The 18740-nt window shown below is 66.8% G+C and carries 13 protein-coding genes and 1 riboswitch; of the genes, 5 read left to right on the plus strand and 8 right to left on the minus strand.

What is annotated here, in order from left to right; translation table 11 throughout:
- Positions 1–10: 10 nt before the first annotated feature.
- Both thiS and DIE13_RS19615 read right to left on the minus strand, forming a co-directional pair.
- On the minus strand, positions 11–208 hold the full coding sequence (thiS, locus tag DIE13_RS19610) for a sulfur carrier protein ThiS (protein ID WP_124828671.1): 198 nt from the start codon (positions 206–208) through the stop codon (positions 11–13).
- Positions 209–241: 33 nt separating this feature from the next.
- Positions 242–1393 (minus strand): FAD-dependent oxidoreductase, encoded by a 1152-nt coding sequence (locus tag DIE13_RS19615; RefSeq protein ID WP_124828672.1) that lies wholly within the window; start codon positions 1391–1393, stop codon positions 242–244.
- A gap of 225 nt (positions 1394–1618) precedes the next feature.
- Positions 1619–1742, minus strand: a riboswitch (TPP riboswitch).
- 268 nt (positions 1743–2010) lie between these two features.
- Between DIE13_RS19615 and DIE13_RS19620 the strand changes: the two genes are divergently transcribed.
- The 4 genes from DIE13_RS19620 to DIE13_RS19635 all read left to right on the plus strand — a co-directional run bounded on the left by DIE13_RS19620 (position 2011) and on the right by DIE13_RS19635 (position 7293).
- The gene (locus tag DIE13_RS19620) at positions 2011–3780 is read left to right on the plus strand and encodes an ABC transporter ATP-binding protein/permease (protein WP_124828673.1); all 1770 of its coding nucleotides are present in this window, start codon (positions 2011–2013) and stop codon (positions 3778–3780) included.
- On the plus strand, positions 3777–4553 hold the full coding sequence (locus DIE13_RS19625) for an SDR family NAD(P)-dependent oxidoreductase (protein ID WP_124828674.1): 777 nt from the start codon (positions 3777–3779) through the stop codon (positions 4551–4553). Before DIE13_RS19620 ends, DIE13_RS19625 begins: the two co-directional genes overlap by 4 nt.
- Positions 4554–4715: 162 nt before the next feature.
- Positions 4716–5978: an MFS transporter gene (locus DIE13_RS19630; RefSeq protein ID WP_124828675.1), complete on the plus strand. Its 1263-nt coding sequence runs from the start codon at positions 4716–4718 to the stop codon at positions 5976–5978.
- A 22-nt stretch (positions 5979–6000) separates the two neighbouring features.
- On the plus strand, positions 6001–7293 hold the full coding sequence (locus DIE13_RS19635; RefSeq protein ID WP_124828676.1) for a D-amino acid dehydrogenase: 1293 nt from the start codon (positions 6001–6003) through the stop codon (positions 7291–7293).
- On the opposite strand, the gene thpR is transcribed toward DIE13_RS19635, so the two are convergent.
- From thpR to DIE13_RS19665, 5 genes are all read right to left on the minus strand, one after another.
- Positions 7290–7856: an RNA 2',3'-cyclic phosphodiesterase gene (gene thpR / locus DIE13_RS19640; protein WP_124828677.1), complete on the minus strand. Its 567-nt coding sequence runs from the start codon at positions 7854–7856 to the stop codon at positions 7290–7292. The two genes, DIE13_RS19635 and thpR, sit on opposite strands and share 4 nt — an antisense overlap.
- Positions 7853–9331 (minus strand): sodium:alanine symporter family protein, encoded by a 1479-nt coding sequence (locus DIE13_RS19645; protein ID WP_124828678.1) that lies wholly within the window; start codon positions 9329–9331, stop codon positions 7853–7855. Before DIE13_RS19645 ends, thpR begins: the two co-directional genes overlap by 4 nt.
- Before the next feature lie 266 nt (positions 9332–9597).
- Entirely contained in the window at positions 9598–11064 is a 1467-nt protein-coding gene (locus DIE13_RS19650; protein WP_124828679.1) for a glutamate synthase subunit beta, read from the minus strand.
- A gap of 85 nt (positions 11065–11149) precedes the next feature.
- Positions 11150–15853, minus strand: a complete 4704-nt coding sequence (locus DIE13_RS19655; protein ID WP_124828680.1) for a glutamate synthase-related protein — start codon at positions 15851–15853, stop codon at positions 11150–11152.
- 290 nt (positions 15854–16143) lie between these two features.
- A complete protein-coding gene (locus tag DIE13_RS19665) occupies positions 16144–16857 on the minus strand; it encodes a transposase (protein ID WP_027783329.1) in 714 nt (237 codons plus the stop codon).
- Between the two features lie 193 nt (positions 16858–17050).
- On the opposite strand from DIE13_RS19665, the gene DIE13_RS19670 reads away from it, so the two are divergent.
- Entirely contained in the window at positions 17051–17782 is a 732-nt protein-coding gene (locus DIE13_RS19670; protein WP_124828682.1) for an OmpW family protein, read from the plus strand.
- A 166-nt stretch (positions 17783–17948) separates the two neighbouring features.
- Here DIE13_RS19670 and ugpQ read toward each other — a convergent pair whose 3' ends face one another.
- On the minus strand, positions 17949–18713 hold the full coding sequence (ugpQ, locus tag DIE13_RS19675) for a glycerophosphodiester phosphodiesterase (RefSeq protein ID WP_124828683.1): 765 nt from the start codon (positions 18711–18713) through the stop codon (positions 17949–17951).
- Positions 18714–18740 lie beyond the last annotated feature (27 nt).

Below are 18740 nucleotides of genomic sequence, written 5' to 3' on the forward strand. Positions count from 1 at the left end.
CCGGCGGCGCTCAGCCGCCCGCGACGGGATGCACCACGTCGAGCTTGTCGCCCGCCGCGAGCGCACGCGCCGCATGCTGCGTGCGCGCGACGAAATTGCCGTTCAGCGCGACCGCGTACGGCGGACGCGCGCCGAACGCTGTGAGCGCGTCGGCCACCGTCGCACCGTCGGGCAGCGTCAGGGTCTGTTGGTTGATCTGGATATCCATGAGACTCGGGTCGAATTCGATGGGCGATGCGCGTCAGGCGGGCTGACGCGCGTCGTCGCGGTGATGAAGGAGCGCCGGCCAGCGCGCGGCATCGCGCCACGCGGCAAACGCGTCGGCATCGCCGAACGCGCCGCCCAGCGCAGCTTGCGCGAACCCGACGGCCGCGTGCGCGACTTCCGGCGCGATCATGAAGCCGTGCCGGTACAAGCCGTTGACGGCGAGCGTCGTCGCGCCGTCCCAGATCAACGCCGGGCGGTGATCTGGCAGCGTCGGACGGCATTGCGCATTCAGTTCGAGGATGCGCGCCTCGCCGAATGCCGGGTGCACGGAGAATGCCGCGCTCAGCAATTCGAGCGCGGAGCGCACGCTCACGGGCGACATGTCCTCGCCCTCCACTTCGGTCGCGCCGATCACGTACAGGTCGTCCTGCTTCGGCGCGATGTACAGCGGATAGCGCGGGTGCAGCAGCCTCACCGGCCGCGTGAGCCCGATGCCGGGCGCACGCACGCGCGCGACTTCGCCGCGGATGCCGCGCAGCGCAGGCAGCACCGGCTTCGCGCCGAGCCCGCGGCAATCGATCGTGAAATGTGCGTCGGGCCGGTTCGCGTCGTCGATCGCGACGTGCCAGTGCAGCTCGACGCCGCGCTGCGCGAGGCCCGCCGCCAGCGCGCGCAGCGCCTGCCGGTTGTCGAGCTGCCCTTCGCGCGGCAGCATCAGACCGCGCGCGAATCGGCCCGCCAGCGCGGGTTCGGCCGCGTCCACCTGCGCACCCGCCAGCGCGATGACGCCGCCGTCGAACAGTTCGGCCGGTGCGTTCGCGCGCACGCGCCGTTCGAACAGCGGCGCCTCCGCGCGATCGGCGTGGTGCCAGACGACGAGCGTGCCGTGACGCTGGAAGAACACGGGTTCGGGCAGTTCCGCGAGCCACTGCGGCCAGCGGGGGAGCGACGCGGCGCCGAGCTCGGTGATCAGCAGTTCGGCGCTCGCCGCCTCGGCGAGCGGTGCGAGCATCGCGGCCGCGATCCACGCGGCCGACTGCTCGCCGTCCGGGCCGCCGCGTTCGTACAGCGCGACGCGATGCCCGTCGCCCGCGAGCCGCCACGCGATCAGGCGACCGACCAGGCCGCCGCCGAGCACCGCGAAATCCGGCCGGCGATCGTGAACGTTCGAAGCGTGGGTGTTCATCGTGCGCCCTCCGCGCGGGCGCGCGAGACGAGCGCCAATGCACGCACACCGTCCCGTGCCAGCGCACACGACGGTGATTCAGGAACAGCGCAAAAGACTGAAGATTGAGCGGTCATCATTCCTTCCGTAACGCGCGATGCGCGTACCCAAAAGGACGAAACCGGCAGCAAAGGCCGGCCGGGCGGGACTCGGGCGCTGACCATGTGGGATGGCAGCCAGCGCGGCCCGGCGGGATCAGAAACTTCCCTCGCCGGTATTACCCGGATCGGGTGCGAAGGGTCTTTCTCAGCCTCGCCGCGTCGCCCGGAACTACCCGTCGGCCGCGCTCGAAGCACCCCTGTTTCGTCGTCGGCCATTAGACCATAAAAGCGGAAAGCGCCGCAAACTGTCCCCCTTGCGGCAAATTCGCCGTCGCGCCGGGCCGCTCTGGCACAATGCCTGCAGGCCGGCCGCGCGAGCGGCCGGTTGCCGCGTCACCGCCGGCCTTAAGTGCCGTTTAAGACGCGCGGGCGAACATCCGGGCGCCCGCCGTCAGTCGGCACCTCGTCCGGCATGCCGTATCGCGGCGCGCGCCCGGCTTCGCCCGGCCCGCGCGCCGGCTACTCATCAGGAAGCACATGACCCAATCGATCGATCCCGTCCGCTCCGCCTCCGACGCGCCGCAGGACGAGCGCCCGATATCCGCGTGGAGCCTCATCAAGCCCTACTGGGTGTCATCCGAATGGAAAATCGCGTGGGGCTTGCTGATCACGATCATCGCGATCAACCTCTGCGTGGTCTGGATCAACGTCAAGCTGAACAAGTGGAACGCGCAGTTCTACAACGCGCTGCAGTCGAAGAACGTCCACGACTTCCCGAACCTGCTGATGCAGTTCTCGGCACTCGCGTTCGGCTTCATCATCCTCGCGGTGTACGGCCGCTACCTGCGGCAGATGCTCGGCTTCCGCTGGCGCCAGTGGCTCACCGACCGCTTCCTCGGCCAGTGGCTCGGCGATCGCGCGTTCTACCGGATCGAACGCGACCGCCTTGCCGACAACCCCGACCAGCGGATCACCGACGACCTCCAGTCGTTCGCGACGACGACGCTCGCGCTGTCGCTCGACCTGCTGTCGACGGTCGTCACGCTGGTGTCGTTCATCACGATCCTGTGGTCGCTCGCCGGTGCGCTGACGCTCTCGCTCGGCGCGACGCCGATCACGATTCCCGGCTACATGGTGTGGGCGGCCGCGCTGTACGCGGTGATCGGTTCGCTCATCATCCAGAAGGTGGGCCATCCGCTCGTGTCGATCAACTACCAGCAACAGCGCGTCGAGGCCGATTTCCGCTTCGGGCTGATTCGCGTGCGCGAGAACGCCGAGCAGATCGCGTTCTACGACGGCGAGAAAACCGAGACGAGCAACGCGCAGAGCCTCTTCATGCGTATCCGCGACAACTGGTGGCGCGTGATGAAGTACACGAAGCGCCTCACATTCGTGCTGAGCTTCTACGGGCAGATCGCAATCATCTTCCCGCTCGTCGTCGCCGCACCGCGCTATTTCGCTGGGGCGTTCTCGTTCGGCGTGCTGATGCAGATCTCGTCCGCGTTCGGCACCGTCAGCGACTCGTTCTCGTGGTTCATCAACAGTTACTCGACCCTCGTCGAATGGCGCGCAACCGTCAACCGTCTGCGTGAATTCAAGCGCGTGATGGGCACGTCACACCTGAAGGAAAGCCTGTCGCCCGCGACCGAGCACGGCGGCATCAACCTGCACTACGTCGATGCCGCGAAGCTGTCGACGTCGTCGCTGAAGCTCGCGCTGCCGAACGGCAACGCGCTCGCGAACATCGGCAACGTGACGATCGAGCCCGGCTCGCGCTGGCTCGTGATCGGCAAATCGGGTTCCGGCAAGAGCACGTTCATGCGCGCGCTCGCGGGCCTGTGGCCGTTCGGCGACGGCGCGATCGACGCGCCCGTCGGCGCGCGGATGATGTTCGTGCCGCAAACCAGCTACTTGCCGATCGGCACGCTGAAGGCCGCGCTCACGTATCCGTCCGCGCCCGATGCGTTCACCGACGACGCATGCCGCGACGCGCTGCGCGCGTGCCGCCTCGAAGACTACGTCGAGCGCCTCGCCGAAAGCGGGCACTGGACACGCGTGCTGTCGCCGGGCGAACAGCAGCGTCTGGCCGGTGCGCGCGTGCTGCTGCACAAACCGGACTTCCTGTTCCTCGACGAAGCCACGAGCGCGCTCGACGCCGACAACGAAGCGCGGCTCTATCACCTGTTCGCCGAACGGTTGCCGAAGGCCGCGATCGTCAGCATCGCGCACCGCGAGTCGCTGGCCGCGTTCCACCTCGGCACGATCAACGTCGAGCGCGTAAACGACGACGACAAGGTCGCAGCGTGAGCGCACGCGCCGCGCACCTCGCCCGGATCGCGCTGATCACCGGCGCGGGTTCGGGGATCGGCGCGGCACTCGCGCGGCGGCTCGCGGCGCCGGGCATCGCGCTCGCGCTGCATGCGCGCGGCGCCGACGAAGCAGCGCGCAAGCGGCTTGCCGAAGTCGCCGCCGGCTGCACCGCGGCGGGCGCCGAATGCGTGACGCTTACCGGCGATCTCGCCGAGCCGGGCGTCGCAACGTCGCTCGTCGATGCGACCGTCGCACGTTTCGGCGGGCTCGATCAGCTAGTCGCGAACGCCGGTTTCGCCGCGCGGCAGACGTTTTCCGATCTCTCACCGGACGCGCTCGCGTCCGCCTTCGCGGCGATGCCCGGCGCGTTCTCCGCGCTCGCGGGTCGCGCGCGGCCACTGCTCGAGGCGTCGGCCGCACCGCGCATCGTCGCGGTCAGCTCGTTCGTCGCGCACCGTTACCGTGCCGATGCGCCGTTCGCGGCAACCGCCGCCGCGAAGGCGGCGCTCGAATCGCTCGTGCGCACCGCCGCGGCCGAATTCGCAGCGCACGGCATCACCGTCAACGCGGTCGCGCCGGGCTTCACGCGCAAGGACCACGGCCCGAGCGCGGACAACGCCGCCGCATGGTCGCAGGCCGAACTGGCGACGCCGCTCGGCCGGATCGCCGAACCCGACGACGTCGCCACGCTGATCGCGTTCCTGCTGTCGGACGCGGCGCGGCAGATCACCGGCCAGGTCGTGCATGTCGACGGCGGACTGACGCTCTGACGCGGCAACACGCCCTTCCCGTCGCGCCGCCGCCATCGATCACCGCCCTCCGCCGCCCGAACCTGCGTCGACCTTTTTGGCGTCCCGTATCGCGCCCGTAAAATAGCCGCCACACTGCTGCACAACGGGCGGCACGCCACGAATCGACACGGAGACGGCGAGATGCAGGCAATCCAGTGGTTTCACGAGCTGTCGACGCGCGAGCGCAGAACGCTGTACGCGGGCTTCGGGGGCTATGCGGTCGACGCGTTCGACTTCATGATCTACTCGTTCCTGATCCCCACACTGATTGCCTCGTGGGGGATGACGAAGAGCGAGGCCGGGATGATCGCGACAAGCTCGCTGATTTCGTCGGCGATCGGGGGCTGGGCCGCCGGCATCCTCGCCGATCGCTATGGCCGCGTGCGCGTGCTGCAGTGGACGATCGCGACCTTCGCGCTGTTCACGTGCCTGTCCGGCTTCACGCATTCGTTCTGGCAGCTGCTCGCGACGCGCACGCTGCAGGGCTTCGGCTTCGGCGGCGAATGGTCGGTCGTGACGATCATGATGGCGGAGACGATCCGCTCGCCCGAGCACCGCGCGAAGGCGGTCGGCACCGTGCAGAGCAGCTGGTCGTTCGGTTGGGCCGCGGCCGCGATCCTCTACTGGGCGTTCTTCGCGCTGCTGCCCGAGCAGCTCGCGTGGCGCGCGTGCTTCTGGATCGGCATCGTGCCCGCGCTGTGGATCCTCTACATCCGCCGCAACGTCAGCGACCCCGACATCTATACGGCCACGCGCCGCGCTCGCGACGAAGGCCGCGTAACGGGCCACTTCCTCGAGATCTTCTCGCCGCCCCACCTGCGCGCGACGCTGTTCGGCAGCGCGCTGTGCACCGGCATGCTTGGCGGCTACTACGCGATCACGACGTGGCTGCCCACCTACCTGAAAACCGTTCGCCACCTGTCCGTGTTCAACACGAGCGGCTATCTGGTCGTGCTGATCGTCGGCTCGTTCGTCGGCTACGTGGTCGGTGCGATCCTGTCCGACCGGCTCGGCCGCCGCGCGTCGTTCATCCTGTTCGCGGTCGGCTCGTTCACGCTCGGGATGGCGTACACGATGCTGCCGATCACCGACACCGCGATGCTGATCCTCGGCTTCCCGCTCGGCATCGTCGTGCAAGGGATCTTCGCGGGTGTCGGCGCGTACCTGTCGGAGCTGTATCCGGGCGCAATCCGCGGCTCGGGCCAGGGCTTCTGCTACAACCTCGGCCGCGGGCTCGGGTCGTTCTTCCCGATCCTCGTCGGCTCGCTGTCGCAGACGATGTCGCTCGTGAAGGCGATCGGCCTCGTCGCGGGCGCCGGCTACCTGCTCGTGATCGTCGCCGCGCTCGTGCTGCCGGAAACGCGCGGCAAGTCGCTCGCCGACGATCCGGCCGTCGCGTCGTAAACGCACTCGCACCGGAAGCCGCATGCACGTGATCGTTCTCGGCGCCGGCGTGATCGGCGTCGCCACCGCCTGGCACCTGCGCGAAGCAGGCTGCGACGTCACCGTGATCGAACGCGAGGCCGATGTCGCGCAGGCGACGAGCCTCGGCAACGCCGGCGTGATCGCGCCCGGCTACGTGACGCCGTGGGCTGCGCCCGGGATGCCCGGCAAGATCCTCAAGTACCTGTTCAAGCCCGCTTCGCCGCTGATCTTCCGGCCGACGCTCGATGCCGCGCAGTGGCGCTGGATCGCGCACTGGCTGCGCGAATGCGAGTTCGAACGGTTCCGCGTGAACAAGCAGCGGATGCAGCGCATCGCGTACTACAGCCGCGCGTGCCTGCATGCGTTTCGTGATCGCCACCCGTTCGACTATGGCGCGAGCCGCGGCTATCTGCAGTTGCTGCGCGGCGCGTTCGACGTCGAGATGGTGCAGCCCGCGCTGAAGGTGCTGCGCGATGCCGGCATCGCGTTTCGCGAGCTCGACGCGGCCGGCTGCACCGCGATCGAACCGGGCCTGCGCTGGGCACGGCAGGCTCCCGTCGGCGGCATCTACCTGCCCGACGACGAAGCCGGCGACTGCGCTCGCTTCACGCGCGAATTGCGGGCGCTGTGCGAAGCGAACGGCGTGACGTTCCGCTTTCACACCGAGATTCGTGCACTCGATGTCGCGGGCGGCAAGGCACGTGGCGTGCGGATTGCCGCGACGGGTGAGCGCGCCGAAAGTAGCGGCACCGCACGCGATACGGCGCTCGCCGCCGATGCGATCGTCGTCGCACTCGGCGTCGACAGCGCCGGCCTGCTTCAGCCGCACGGCATCGACGTGCCGCTGTATCCGGTGAAGGGCTATTCGGCGACGCTCGCCGTCGTCGACGACGAAAAGGCGCCCCGCGCGGCGCTGATGGACGAATCGCTGAAGACGGCGATCACGCGCTTCGGCCCGACGCTGCGCGTCGCGGGCACCGCCGAACTCGGCAACCGGCATGCGACGCTGCGCCAGCAGGCGCTCGATACGCTGATGAAAGTGCTCGACGACTGGTTCCCGCACGCGGCCGATCGCGCATCCGTGCGTTTCTGGGCCGGCCGCCGGCCGATGACGCCCGACGGGCCGCCGCTCCTCGGCGCGAGCGGGATCGACGGCTTGTGGCTGAACGTCGGGCACGGCTCGACGGGATGGGCGATGTCGATGGGTTCGGGAAAGGTGCTGGCCGATCTCGTCACGGGGCGCGCGCCGGAGATCGACCTGTCGGGCCTGACGCTCGCGCGCTACGGCCGCTAGGCGCCGACGTCACCCGGCGCCGGCACGACCGGCACCGATACGATCGGCAGGTGCGACACACCTGCGTGCGACAACCGGCTTTCGAACAGCGTCAGCGCGACGAAACGCAACGCGACGGGCCGGCGAGTCGCACCGCCGTGTGCAGGCTGCCCGTCCGCATCGCGCGGCAACCGTGCGAGCGTCACGTGCGGCCGGAACGGCCGGCGGTCGGCCGGCACACCGAGTTCGCGCAGCAGCGCGCACACATCGGCATTCAACGCCGCACAGGCCGGATCGGCCGCAAGTTCCGCAACGATCAGCCTCGCGCGCGGCAGGCTCGGCCACCACGCGATCCGCTCGACCGGCTGCAACGGCAGCGCGTGCCCGGCCGCGAGCACCGGCAGTCGCTCGGCCAGCGCATCGCACCGTGCGCGTTCGATCGCACCGATGAACGCGAGCGTCACGTGCAACTGGGCGGGCAGCGTGCGCCGCGCGCCGCGGGTGACCGGCAACGCGTGCAGCGCATCGCGCGATGCCGTGTCGGGCATCAGCGCGACGAACGCACGGAGCCGGTCGCCGTTCATGACCCGCGCACCGCCAAGGGCGTTGCACGCACGGCCTCGGCACGCGGCAGCGGACCGTGCTCGCCCCATACGTCGCCGGGCAGCACGCGTGCGAGTTCGGGAATCGTGTTACGCGTGAATACCGGATCGACAATGCCTTGCGCGCGCTGACGGCGATAGTCTCGCCACGCCGCATGCGCATACTTGCCGAGCGCGAGGATCGCGATCAGGTTGATGATCGCCATCAGCCCCATGCTCGTATCGGCCATCGCCCACACGAGCGGCAGTTGCCCGACGCTGCCGAACATCACCATGCCGAGCACCGCGATACGGAACAGCGGCAGCACGCCGCGCCGCTTCGTGATGAACTCGACGTTGCCTTCCGCATACGCGTAGTTGCCGATCACCGACGAAAATGCGAGGAAGAAGATCGCGACGGCCATGTAGATGCCGCCCCAGTCGCCGACGTGGCTCGAGATCGCGCGCTGCGTGAGCGCCGCGCCTTCCATGCCGGTGCCGAGTTCGTACTGGCCCGACAGCAGGATCACGAACGCGGTCGCGCTGCAGATCACGATCGTGTCGACGAACACGCCGAGCATCTGGATCAGCCCCTGCGTGACCGGGTGCCGCGTGCTCGCGGTCGCGGCCGCGTTCGGCGCGCTGCCCATCCCCGCCTCGTTCGAGAACAGCCCGCGCTTCACGCCGATCGCGATCGCCTGGCTGACCGCATAGCCGGTCAGGCCGCCGGCCGCCTGCTCGATGCCGAACGCGCTCTTCACGATCAGCGCGATCACGCCCGGCACCAGTGCGATGTGCGTCGCGACCGCATAGACCGCGAGCGCGAGATAGCCGATCGCCATCAGCGGCACGATCACCTGCGCGACCGTCGCGATCCGGCGGATGCCGCCGAAGATGATCGGCGCGCTCAGCAGCACGAGTCCGAGGCCGACCGTCTCGCGGCGCCAGCCGAACGACGTGTGGAACGCGTCGGCAATCGCATTGGCCTGCACCGCGTTGAACACGAAGCCGAACGCGAGAATCAGCGACAGCGAGAACAGCACGCCGAACGCACGCGAACGCAGGCCCGTCTGGATGTAGTACGCGGGGCCGCCGCGATAGCTGCCGTCCGGGTGCGACACCTTGAAGATCTGCGCGAGCGTCGCCTCGACGAACGCGGACGACATCCCGACGAGCGCCGTCATCCACATCCAGAAGATCGCACCCGGGCCGCCGACCGTCAGCGCGACCGCGACGCCGGCGATGTTGCCGGTGCCGACGCGGCTCGCGAGGCCCGTCGCGAACGCCTGGAACGACGAGATGCTGCCCGGCTCGCCCTTGCTGCCGACCAGTTTCATGCTGAGGAACAACGCCTTCAGCTGGATCATCCGGAACCGCAACGTGAACCACGCGCCGGCGCCGAGCAGCAGCGCGATCAGCACGTAGTTCCACAGCACGCCGTTGACGGCGTCGATCAGCCCATGCACGAATGCTTCCATCCAGAGTCCTTGTAAATGGGGTCAGTCATATGCAGCCGCCATGCAAACGCGGCCGGAGGGGCGACATGATATGACAGTTTTCAAGGATTATTACAAAACGAAAGGAAACGGAATCACGGAAAATCAACGCCTGATGTGATCAGGTTAGGCGACGCCCGGCGGAAACGACGAGGGTCAGCAACAGCAGGCGGCCGCGCCGGGCATAAAAAAACCGGGCGCCCTTTCGGACGCCCGGCTTTCGTCGAAACCCGCTCGCGCAATGCAGCTTAGCGCGGCAGTTCCGAATGCCCCATCAGGTATGCATCGACCGAACGCGCGCACTGGCGGCCTTCGCGGATCGCCCAGACGACGAGCGACTGGCCGCGACGCATGTCGCCTGCGGCGAACACCTTGTCCACCGACGTGTAGTACGAGCGATCGCCTTCGGTCGCCGCACGCGCGTTGCCGCGTGCGTCCTTCGCGACGCCGAATGCCTCGAGCACGGTGGCGGCCGGTTGCGTGAAGCCCATCGCGAGCAGCACGAGGTCGGCCTTCATCTCGAACTCGGAGCCCGGCACTTCCTGCATCTTGCCGTCCTTCCACTCGACGCGCACGGCGATCAGCTTCTCGACCTTACCGTTCTTGCCTTCGAGACGCTTCGTCGCCACCGCCCAGTCGCGCTCGCAGCCTTCTTCATGCGACGACGACGTGCGCAGCTTGATCGGCCAGTACGGCCACACGAGCGCCTTGTTTTCCTCTTCCGGCGGCTGCGGCAGCAGCTCGAACTGCGTGACGTGCTTCGCGCCGTGGCGGTTGGACGTGCCGACGCAGTCCGAGCCCGTATCGCCGCCGCCGATCACGATCACGTGCTTGCCCTTTGCGACGAGCTGGTCGACCAGCTTGTCGCCCGCGTTCACGCGGTTCTGCTGCGGCAGGAAGTCCATCGCGAAATGCACGCCGGCGAGCTCGCGGCCCGGCACCGGCAGATCGCGCGGCGTTTCCGAGCCGCCCGCGATCACGACCGCATCGAACTCTTCCTTCAGCTTCTCCGGCGACATGGTTTCCTTCGCGAGGTTGCCGATCGACTCGGGCAGCGGATCCTTGCCGATGAACACGCTGGTGCGGAACGTCACGCCTTCCGCTTCCATCTGGCGCATGCGGCGATCGATCAGCCACTTCTCGAGCTTGAAGTCGGGGATCCCGTAACGCAGCAAGCCGCCGACGCGATCGTTCTTCTCGAACACCGTCACGTCGTGACCGGCGCGCGCGAGTTGCTGCGCGGCGGCAAGCCCCGCGGGGCCCGAACCGACGACGGCGACCTTCTTGCCGGTCTTGTGCTCGGCCGGCAGCGGCTTCACCCAGCCCTCCGCCCAGGCCTTGTCGATGATCGCGTGCTCGATCGACTTGATGCCGACCGGATCGTCGTTGATCCCGAGCGTGCATGCTGCCTCGCACGGCGCCGGGCAGATACGGCCCGTGAACTCGGGGAAGTTGTTGGTCGAATGCAGGACTTCGATCGCCTGCTGCCAGTCCTGACGGTAGACGAGATCGTTGAAGTCAGGAATGACGTTGTTGACCGGGCAGCCGTTGTTGCAGAACGGGATGCCGCAATCCATGCAGCGCGCGCCCTGGACCTTCGCGTCCGAGTCGGTCAGCGCCGCGACGAATTCCTTGTAATGCTTCACGCGCGTGAGCGGTGCTTCGTACGCCTCGTGGCGGCGTTCGAACTCCAGAAAACCGGTTGCCTTGCCCATAAGGTGCTCTTCTGTTCGGTGTATCGGGTGGGGGAGCCGCGCGCGGCAGTCATGCGCGCGCGGCGTTCGCTATGTCGTTCGTCGCTCAGGCGGCCAGCACTTCCTTCGCCGCCTTCTTCGCACCGATCTCGCCCAGCGCGCGCTTGTATTCGTGCGGGAACACCTTCACGAACTGGCGGCGCGCCGCGTCCCAGTTTTCCAGCAGCGACTTCGCGCGCGGCGAACCCGTGAACTGGAAATGACGCTCGACGAGCCCCTTGAGCAGCACTTCGTCCGTCGTGCCCGCGTGCCAGAGTGCGCGATCGACCGTGCGCTCCTGCTCGGCCTGCTGCAGCACCGGATCCAGCGCGACCATCGACTTGTTGCACTTCGCAGCGAACGTGCCTTCCGGATCGTAGATGTATGCCAGACCGCCCGACATGCCGGCCGCGAAGTTGCGCCCGGTTTCGCCGAGCACGACGACCGTGCCGCCCGTCATGTATTCGCAGCCATGGTCGCCCGTGCCTTCGACGACCGCCGTCGCGCCCGAATTGCGCACGCAGAAACGCTCGCCCGCCACGCCGCGGAAGAAGGCTTCCCCTTCGATCGCGCCGTACATCACCGTGTTGCCGCAGATGATGTTTTCCTCGGACTTGCCGCGGAAGTCGTTGGTCGGACGGATGATGATCCGGCCGCCCGACAGGCCCTTGCCGACGTAGTCGTTGCCGTCGCCGACGAGGTCGAGCGTCACGCCCTTCGCGAGGAACGCACCGAAGCTCTGGCCGGCCGTGCCCTTCAGCTGGATGTGCACCGCGTCGTCCGCCAGGCCGTCGTGACCGTGCTTCTTCGCGATCACGCCCGACAGCATCGCGCCGACGGTACGGTTCACGTTGCGCACCGGCTGGATGAACGACACATGCTCGCCGTTCTCGATCGCGGCCTTCGCCTTCTCGATCAGCACGTGGTCGAGCGCACGCTCGAGGCCGTGATCCTGCACGTCGACGTGACGCGGCGCGACGTCCTCGCACTCTTCCGGCTGGTAGAACACGCGCGAGAAGTCGAGGCCCTTCGCCTTCCAGTGCTCGATGCCCTTGCGCGTATCGAGCAGATCGGCGCGACCGATCAGGTCGTCGAACTTCGCGACGCCGAGCTGCGCCATGATTTCACGCACTTCCTCGGCGACGAAGAAGAAGTAGTTCACCACGTGTTCGGGCTGGCCCTTGAACTTCGCGCGCAGCACCGGATCCTGCGTCGCGACGCCAACCGGGCACGTGTTCAGGTGGCACTTGCGCATCATGATGCAGCCCTCGACGACGAGCGGCGCCGTCGCGAAGCCGAATTCGTCCGCACCGAGCAGCGCGCCGATCACGACGTCGCGGCCCGTCTTCATCTGGCCGTCGGCCTGCACGCGGATCCGGCCGCGCAGACGGTTCAGCACCAGCGTCTGCTGCGTTTCGGCAAGGCCGAGTTCCCACGGCGTGCCCGCATGCTTGACCGACGACAGCGGCGAAGCCCCCGTGCCGCCGTCGTGGCCCGCGATCACGACGTGATCGGCCTTCGCCTTCGCAACACCGGCCGCGACAGTGCCGACGCCCACTTCCGATACCAGCTTCACCGAGATGCTCGAGCTCGGGTTCACGTTCTTCAGGTCGTGGATCAGTTGCGCCAGATCCTCGATCGAGTAGATGTCGTGGTGCGGCGGCGGCGAGATCAGGCCGACGCCCGGCACCGAGTAACGCAGCTTGCCGATGTATTCGGACACCTTGTGGCCCGGCAGCTGGCCGCCTTCGCCCGGCTTCGCGCCCTGCGCCATCTTGATCTGGATCTGGTCGGCCGATGCCAGGTACTCGGCGGTGACGCCGAAGCGGCCCGACGCGACCTGCTTGATCTTCGAGCGCAGAGAATCGCCGTCCTTCAGCGGAATATCGCTGACGATCTCGTCGCCGATCACCGACTTCAGCGTCTCGCCCGACTTGATCGGAATGCCGCGCAGTTCGTTGCGGTAACGCTTCTGGTCCTCGCCGCCTTCACCGGTGTTCGACTTGCCGCCGATCCGGTTCATCGCGATCGCGAGCGTCGCGTGCGCTTCGGTGCTGATCGAACCGAGCGACATCGCGCCCGTCGCGAAGCGCTTCACGATCTCCTTCGCCGGTTCGACGTCGTCGATCGGGATCGCCCTGGTCGGCTCGACCTTGAACTCGAACAGACCGCGGAACGTCATGTGACGCTTAGTCTGATCGTTGATCAGGTGCGCGTATTCCTTGTACGTCTGGTACGAGTTGCTGCGCGTCGCGTGCTGGAGCTTCGCGATCGAATCCGGGGTCCACATGTGGTCTTCGCCACGCACGCGGTAGGCGTACTCGCCGCCCGCGTCGAGCATGTCGCGCAGGACCGGGTTGTCGCCGAATGCGTCGCGGTGCAGGCGGATCGCTTCTTCAGCCACTTCGAACAGGCCGATGCCGCCGACTTTCGATGCCGTGCCCTTGAAATACTTCTCGACGAGGTCGCTCGACAGGCCAAGCGCTTCGAAGATCTGCGCGCCCGTGTACGACATGTACGTCGAGATGCCCATCTTCGACATCACCTTCTGCAGGCCCTTGCCGACCGCCTTCGTGAAGTTGTAGACGGCCTTCTCCGGCGACAGGTCGCCCGACAGGCCCTCTGCCATCTTCGCGAGCGTTTCCATCGCGAGGTACGGGTGCACGGCTTCCGCGCCGTAGCCCGCGAGCAGCGCGAAGTGGTGCGTCTCACGTGCGGAGCCCGTCTCGACGACAAGACCCGTGCTCGTGCGCAGCCCTTGCTGGACGAGGTGCGTGTGGATCGCCGACGTGGCGAGCAGCGCCGGAATCGCGACGTGCTCGGCGTCCGTCTTGCGGTCCGACACGATCAGCATGTTGTAGCCGGACTTCACCGCGTCGACGGCTTCCGCGCACAGCGACGCGAGGCGTGCCTCGATGCCTTCCTTGCCCCATGCGACCGGATAGCAGATGTTCAGCTCGTATGCGCTGAACTTGCCGCCCGTGTACTGGTCGATCGCGCGGATCTTCGCGATGTCCTTGAAGTCGAGCACCGGCTGCGACACTTCGAGACGCATCGGCGGGTTGATGTTGTTCGTGTCGAGCAGGTTCGGCTTCGGGCCGATGAACGACACGAGCGACATCACCATGTTCTCGCGGATCGGGTCGATCGGCGGGTTCGTGACCTGTGCGAACAGCTGCTTGAAGTAGTGATAGAGCGTCTTGTTCTTGTTCGACATCACCGCGAGCGGCGAGTCGTTGCCCATCGAACCGACGGCCTCTTCGCCCTGCTGCGCCATCGGCGCCATCAGGAACTTCAGGTCTTCCTGCGTATAGCCGAACGCCTGCTGGCGGTCGAGCAGCGCGGCGCCCTGCGAACGGCCGGCCGCGACGTCCTCGGCCTTCGGCTCGATCTCGTCGAGCTTGATGCGCACGGCGTCGATCCAGCTCTTGTACGGCTTCGCGTTTGCGAGGTTGTCCTTGAGTTCCTTGTCGTCGATGATGCGGCCGTGTTCCATGTCGATCAGGAACATCTTGCCCGGCTGCAGGCGCCACTTTTTTACGATCTTCGATTCGGGAATCGGCAGCGTGCCGGCTTCGGACGCCATGATGACGAGGTCGTCGTCGGTCACGATGTAGCGCGCCGGCCGCAGGCCGTTACGGTCAAGCGTCGCGCCGATCTGACGGCCGTCGGTGAACGCGATCGCGGCCGGGCCGTCCCACGGCTCCATCATTGCAGCGTGGTATTCGTAGAACGCGCGGCGGTTCTCGTCCATCAGCGTGTGCTGTTCCCACGCTTCCGGGATCATCATCATCACCGCGTGCACGAGCGGATAGCCGGCCATTACCAGCAGTTCGAGACAGTTGTCGAACGATGCCGTGTCGGACTGGCCCGGATAGATCAGCGGCCACAGCTTCGGCAGGTCGTCGGCGAGCACGTGCGACGCGATCGCGCCGGTACGCGCATTCAGCCAGTTGACGTTGCCCTTCACGGTGTTGATCTCGCCGTTGTGCGCGATCATCCGGTACGGGTGAGCCAGTTCCCACGCCGGGAACGTGTTGGTCGAGAAGCGCTGGTGCACGAGCGCGAGCGCCGAAACGACGCGCGCGTCCTGCAGGTCGCGGTAGTACACGCCGACCTGGCCTGCCAGCAGCAGCCCCTTGTAGACGACCGTGCGCGCCGACATCGACGGCACGAAGTATTCCTTGCCGTGCTTGAGCTTCAGCGCCTGGATGCGGTGGCTCGCGGTCTTGCGGATCACATACAGCTTCCGCTCGAGCGCGTCCGTCACCATGATGTCCTTGCCGCGACCGATGAAGATCTGGCGGATCAGCGGCTCGCTCGCCTTCACCGTCGGCGAGATCGGCATCGTATGGTCGACCGGCACGTCACGCCAGCCCAGCACGACCTGCCCCTCTGCCCGCACCGTCCGCTCGAGCTCCTGCTCGCAAGCGAGACGCGACGCGTTCTCCTTCGGCAGGAAGATCATGCCGACCCCATATTCGCCGGCAGGCGGCAGCGTCACGCCCTGCTTCGACATCTCCTCGCGATAGAACGCGTCCGGAATCTGGATCAGGATGCCCGCGCCGTCGCCCATCAGCGGATCGGCACCGACCGCGCCGCGGTGATCGAGGTTTTCGAGGATCTTCAGACCCTGTTGAATGATCTCGTGGCTCTTCTTGCCCTTGATGTGAGCGACGAAGCCGACGCCACAGGCGTCGTGTTCGTTTTGCGGGTCGTACAGACCTTGTGCGGCGGGCACCGCGGCGAGCGGCTGCTGGTGGTCGTTCATGGGGACACCGTCGTAAAGGGGGCCTCGAGGGCCGTTGAACCATTTTTTTGTTGCCGTCGCTCCCGCTCCCGACGGGAGACGGCACGGCCGACAGTGGTTGGGCAAGCTGTGCCCGGGCCACCGGAATTCGGAATATACGCGACGAATCAAAGGAATAGCAACAAAAACCTATTGATCGAACCCCAATTAAACGATCGCCCCGATATGGTGCTGTTTTATTGGGGACGCAACGTTTTGGTGCAAAAAGAAGCGGCGCCCGTGGCGCCGCCTCGCAGTCCGCCTTCCCCGTGCTACTGCTGGATCGGCGGCGTGTTTTCACGCACCTTTCTGGGGCGTCCGCGCGGCAGCGGCGACACGCGCCGATTCGCCGTACGCGCCGCCCACTCGCGGTAGTTTTCGCCGCCAAGCACCCAGCCCTTCAACGTCGCTTGCTGGAGCTGATCGGCCTGCCGTTCGTCGAGCGGCTGCTCGCAGAGCTCCTTGTACGCGCGCTGCCGGTCGAACGGCGTGTTGCCGAGCGCCCAGTAGAGCGGATGGTCGGTGATCAGGCTGTCGACGGTGAGCCCGACGTGATGCCGGTAGCTCGACCAACGATACGCCTCGGGCGTCGCGACGAGTTGCGAACGTACCGGGCTCATCTCGACTACCCGGCTCGCGAGCAGGAAATAGCGCTCGCCTTCGATCACCGTCGCGCGATAGCGGCCCTCCCACAGGGTGCCGCGCCGGGAATAACGCCGGTTGAAATGCGCGACGTAGCGGCGGCCGACCGCCTGCATCGCCTTCGGCAGGCTCGCCTCGTCGCTCGGCGTCACCAGGAGTTGCACCTGACGCGGGAGCAGCACATAGGCGTGCACCGAAAGATGATGATCGCGTGCCGCGGCCTTCAGACAATCGATGAAGAGCTCGTAGTCCTGGTCGTCGACGAACGCGGGTTGCTGATCCAGGCCGCGCAGTATCACGTGCTGCGGCTGGTCGGGAACATAGAGTCGTGCTAACCGTGCCATGCTGAATGTCCGTTTGAACGCGTTAGGAAATACCCGGAGGTCCGAAAGTGCGCACCTGCGTAGAATGCCTGTCCCTACGGGGCGCGGAAGCGTACGATCGTGCGAATCCTAGGGAGAAAGCTCTAACTTGCGAGCTTGTTTGGTTTTAAACGCAGTCGTCATAATGAGCACGCCTTTGATCGGAGGAGACACAATGAAACGAAAACTGGCCATTTCGGGGGCCGCGGCGCTCGCATTCGCATTTGCGGGCGGTACGGCACACGCACAATCTGCAGGGGACATCTACGTCAGCACCGGATGGTTCCATCTATCCCCGCAGGACAGCAGCGATCCGCTTTACGTCTACGGCGTCGGCGGCACGCCCATCAATCAGTCCATTCCCAATACCGGCGCGGGCATCAGCGATGCCGACACCCTTGGGCTTGCAGCGGGTTACTTCGTCACCGACCACATCTCCACCGAACTCGTCATGGGGATACCGCCGAAGTTCGACATCACCGGCAAGGGTCAGTTCGAAAACTTCGGCGTACTCGGCCGCGCGTACCAGTGGAGCCCCGCCCTGTTGCTTCGCTACCACTTCAACGACGCCAACGCGAAATTCCGTCCGTATGTCGGCGTGGGCGCGACGTATATCTGGTTCACCGGCGCGAAGATCACGAACAGCGCGTTCGAGAACGGCGTGCTCGGCGGCCCGACCAGCGCAACGACCAGCAACCAGTGGGCGCCCGTATTCAACGCCGGCTTCACGTACAACTTCACGAAACACTGGTTCGCGGGCCTGTCGATTTCGTACATCCCGGTCAGCGTGACCGCAACCTTCACGACGGCCCGCCGCACGCAGGTCGGTACGCTGACGGAGACGTCGAAGGCTCACATCTCGCTCAATCCGATCGTCACGTACCTGAACGTCGGCTACCGCTTCTAAGCGTAGTCGAATATTTGGGGAATGGTTAATCCTGCTGCAATTTGTAGCGGATTTTTCCTCGAGTAACGCCCCCGCCATGCGAAACGCCCCGGTCGGAATCCCGCCGGGGCGTCGTTTTTTTCGCATCGGTCACGTTCCCGTGCCGGGTTTTGCCGGGTCTGCGGCGTTACACGATGTCGTCGAGCGCCGTGGGGCCGATCAGGTCGATCCGGTCCGTGCACACCGCATCGACGCCCCAGCGCACCAGTTCGCGCGCCCGTTCGAGGTCGTTGACCGTGTAGACGAGGATGCGCAGGCCGGCCGCCTTGATCGCCCGCACCAGCGGTTCGTTCAGTCGCTCGTGGTCTGCATGCAGCGATACGCAACCGAGCGCGCCGACGACCTGCGCATGCCAATCGTCCGGCACCGCCTCGTAAAGCATTCCGCGCGGCAGTTGCGGCGCGCTCGCGCGCGCCTGCTGCAGCGCATCGAACGAGAACGACGACAGCAGCGGCGGCACCGCCGCATCGCGCCAGTAGGTGGCCGCATCGGCGGCCACCCGCTGCCCCGTCTCGCGCTCGCGTCCCGGGCACGGCTTGATCTCGACGTTCGCGGCCAGCCCGTGCGCGAGGCAGCGCGCCGCCGCCGCCTCGAGCGTCGGCATCCGCTCGCCGGCAAAGCGTGCATCGCACCACGAGCCCGCATCGAGCGCGGCGAGTGCCGCATAACGCATGCCCGCTGCGGCTCCGCTGCCGTTCGACGTGCGGTCGACCGTGTCGTCGTGCAGCAGGAACGTCACATTGTCGGCAGACAGTTTCGCGTCGAACTCGACCATCCGGTGACCGCGTCGCGCGCCCTCGTCGAACGCGGCGAGCGTGTTCTCCGGCGCAAGCGTGCCGCCGCCGCGATGGGCGACGACGCGCGGATAGGGCCAGTCGGTACGGGAAGTCATCGTTAGCCTCACGACAGGTTCGTCGGT

It is taken from the genome of Burkholderia sp. Bp9016 (genome assembly GCF_003857765.1).
GTDB lineage: Bacteria > Pseudomonadota > Gammaproteobacteria > Burkholderiales > Burkholderiaceae > Burkholderia.

What these genes read in the sequence shown, in the direction of transcription:
- DIE13_RS19650 (WP_124828679.1), bottom strand. Translation starts at nt 11,064, where the DNA reads ATGGGCAAGGCAACCGGTTTTCTGGAGTTCGAACGCCGCCACGAGGCG.
- DIE13_RS19635 (WP_124828676.1), top strand. Translation starts at nt 6,001, where the DNA reads ATGCACGTGATCGTTCTCGGCGCCGGCGTGATCGGCGTCGCCACCGCC.
- ugpQ (WP_124828683.1), bottom strand. Translation starts at nt 18,713, where the DNA reads ATGACTTCCCGTACCGACTGGCCCTATCCGCGCGTCGTCGCCCATCGC.
- thiS (WP_124828671.1), bottom strand. Translation starts at nt 208, where the DNA reads ATGGATATCCAGATCAACCAACAGACCCTGACGCTGCCCGACGGTGCG.
- DIE13_RS19655 (WP_124828680.1), bottom strand. Translation starts at nt 15,853, where the DNA reads ATGAACGACCACCAGCAGCCGCTCGCCGCGGTGCCCGCCGCACAAGGT.
- DIE13_RS19630 (WP_124828675.1), top strand. Translation starts at nt 4,716, where the DNA reads ATGCAGGCAATCCAGTGGTTTCACGAGCTGTCGACGCGCGAGCGCAGA.
- thpR (WP_124828677.1), bottom strand. Translation starts at nt 7,856, where the DNA reads ATGAACGGCGACCGGCTCCGTGCGTTCGTCGCGCTGATGCCCGACACG.
- DIE13_RS19665 (WP_027783329.1), bottom strand. Translation starts at nt 16,857, where the DNA reads ATGGCACGGTTAGCACGACTCTATGTTCCCGACCAGCCGCAGCACGTG.
- DIE13_RS19615 (WP_124828672.1), bottom strand. Translation starts at nt 1,393, where the DNA reads ATGAACACCCACGCTTCGAACGTTCACGATCGCCGGCCGGATTTCGCG.
- DIE13_RS19645 (WP_124828678.1), bottom strand. Translation starts at nt 9,331, where the DNA reads ATGGAAGCATTCGTGCATGGGCTGATCGACGCCGTCAACGGCGTGCTG.
- DIE13_RS19670 (WP_124828682.1), top strand. Translation starts at nt 17,051, where the DNA reads ATGAAACGAAAACTGGCCATTTCGGGGGCCGCGGCGCTCGCATTCGCA.
- DIE13_RS19620 (WP_124828673.1), top strand. Translation starts at nt 2,011, where the DNA reads ATGACCCAATCGATCGATCCCGTCCGCTCCGCCTCCGACGCGCCGCAG.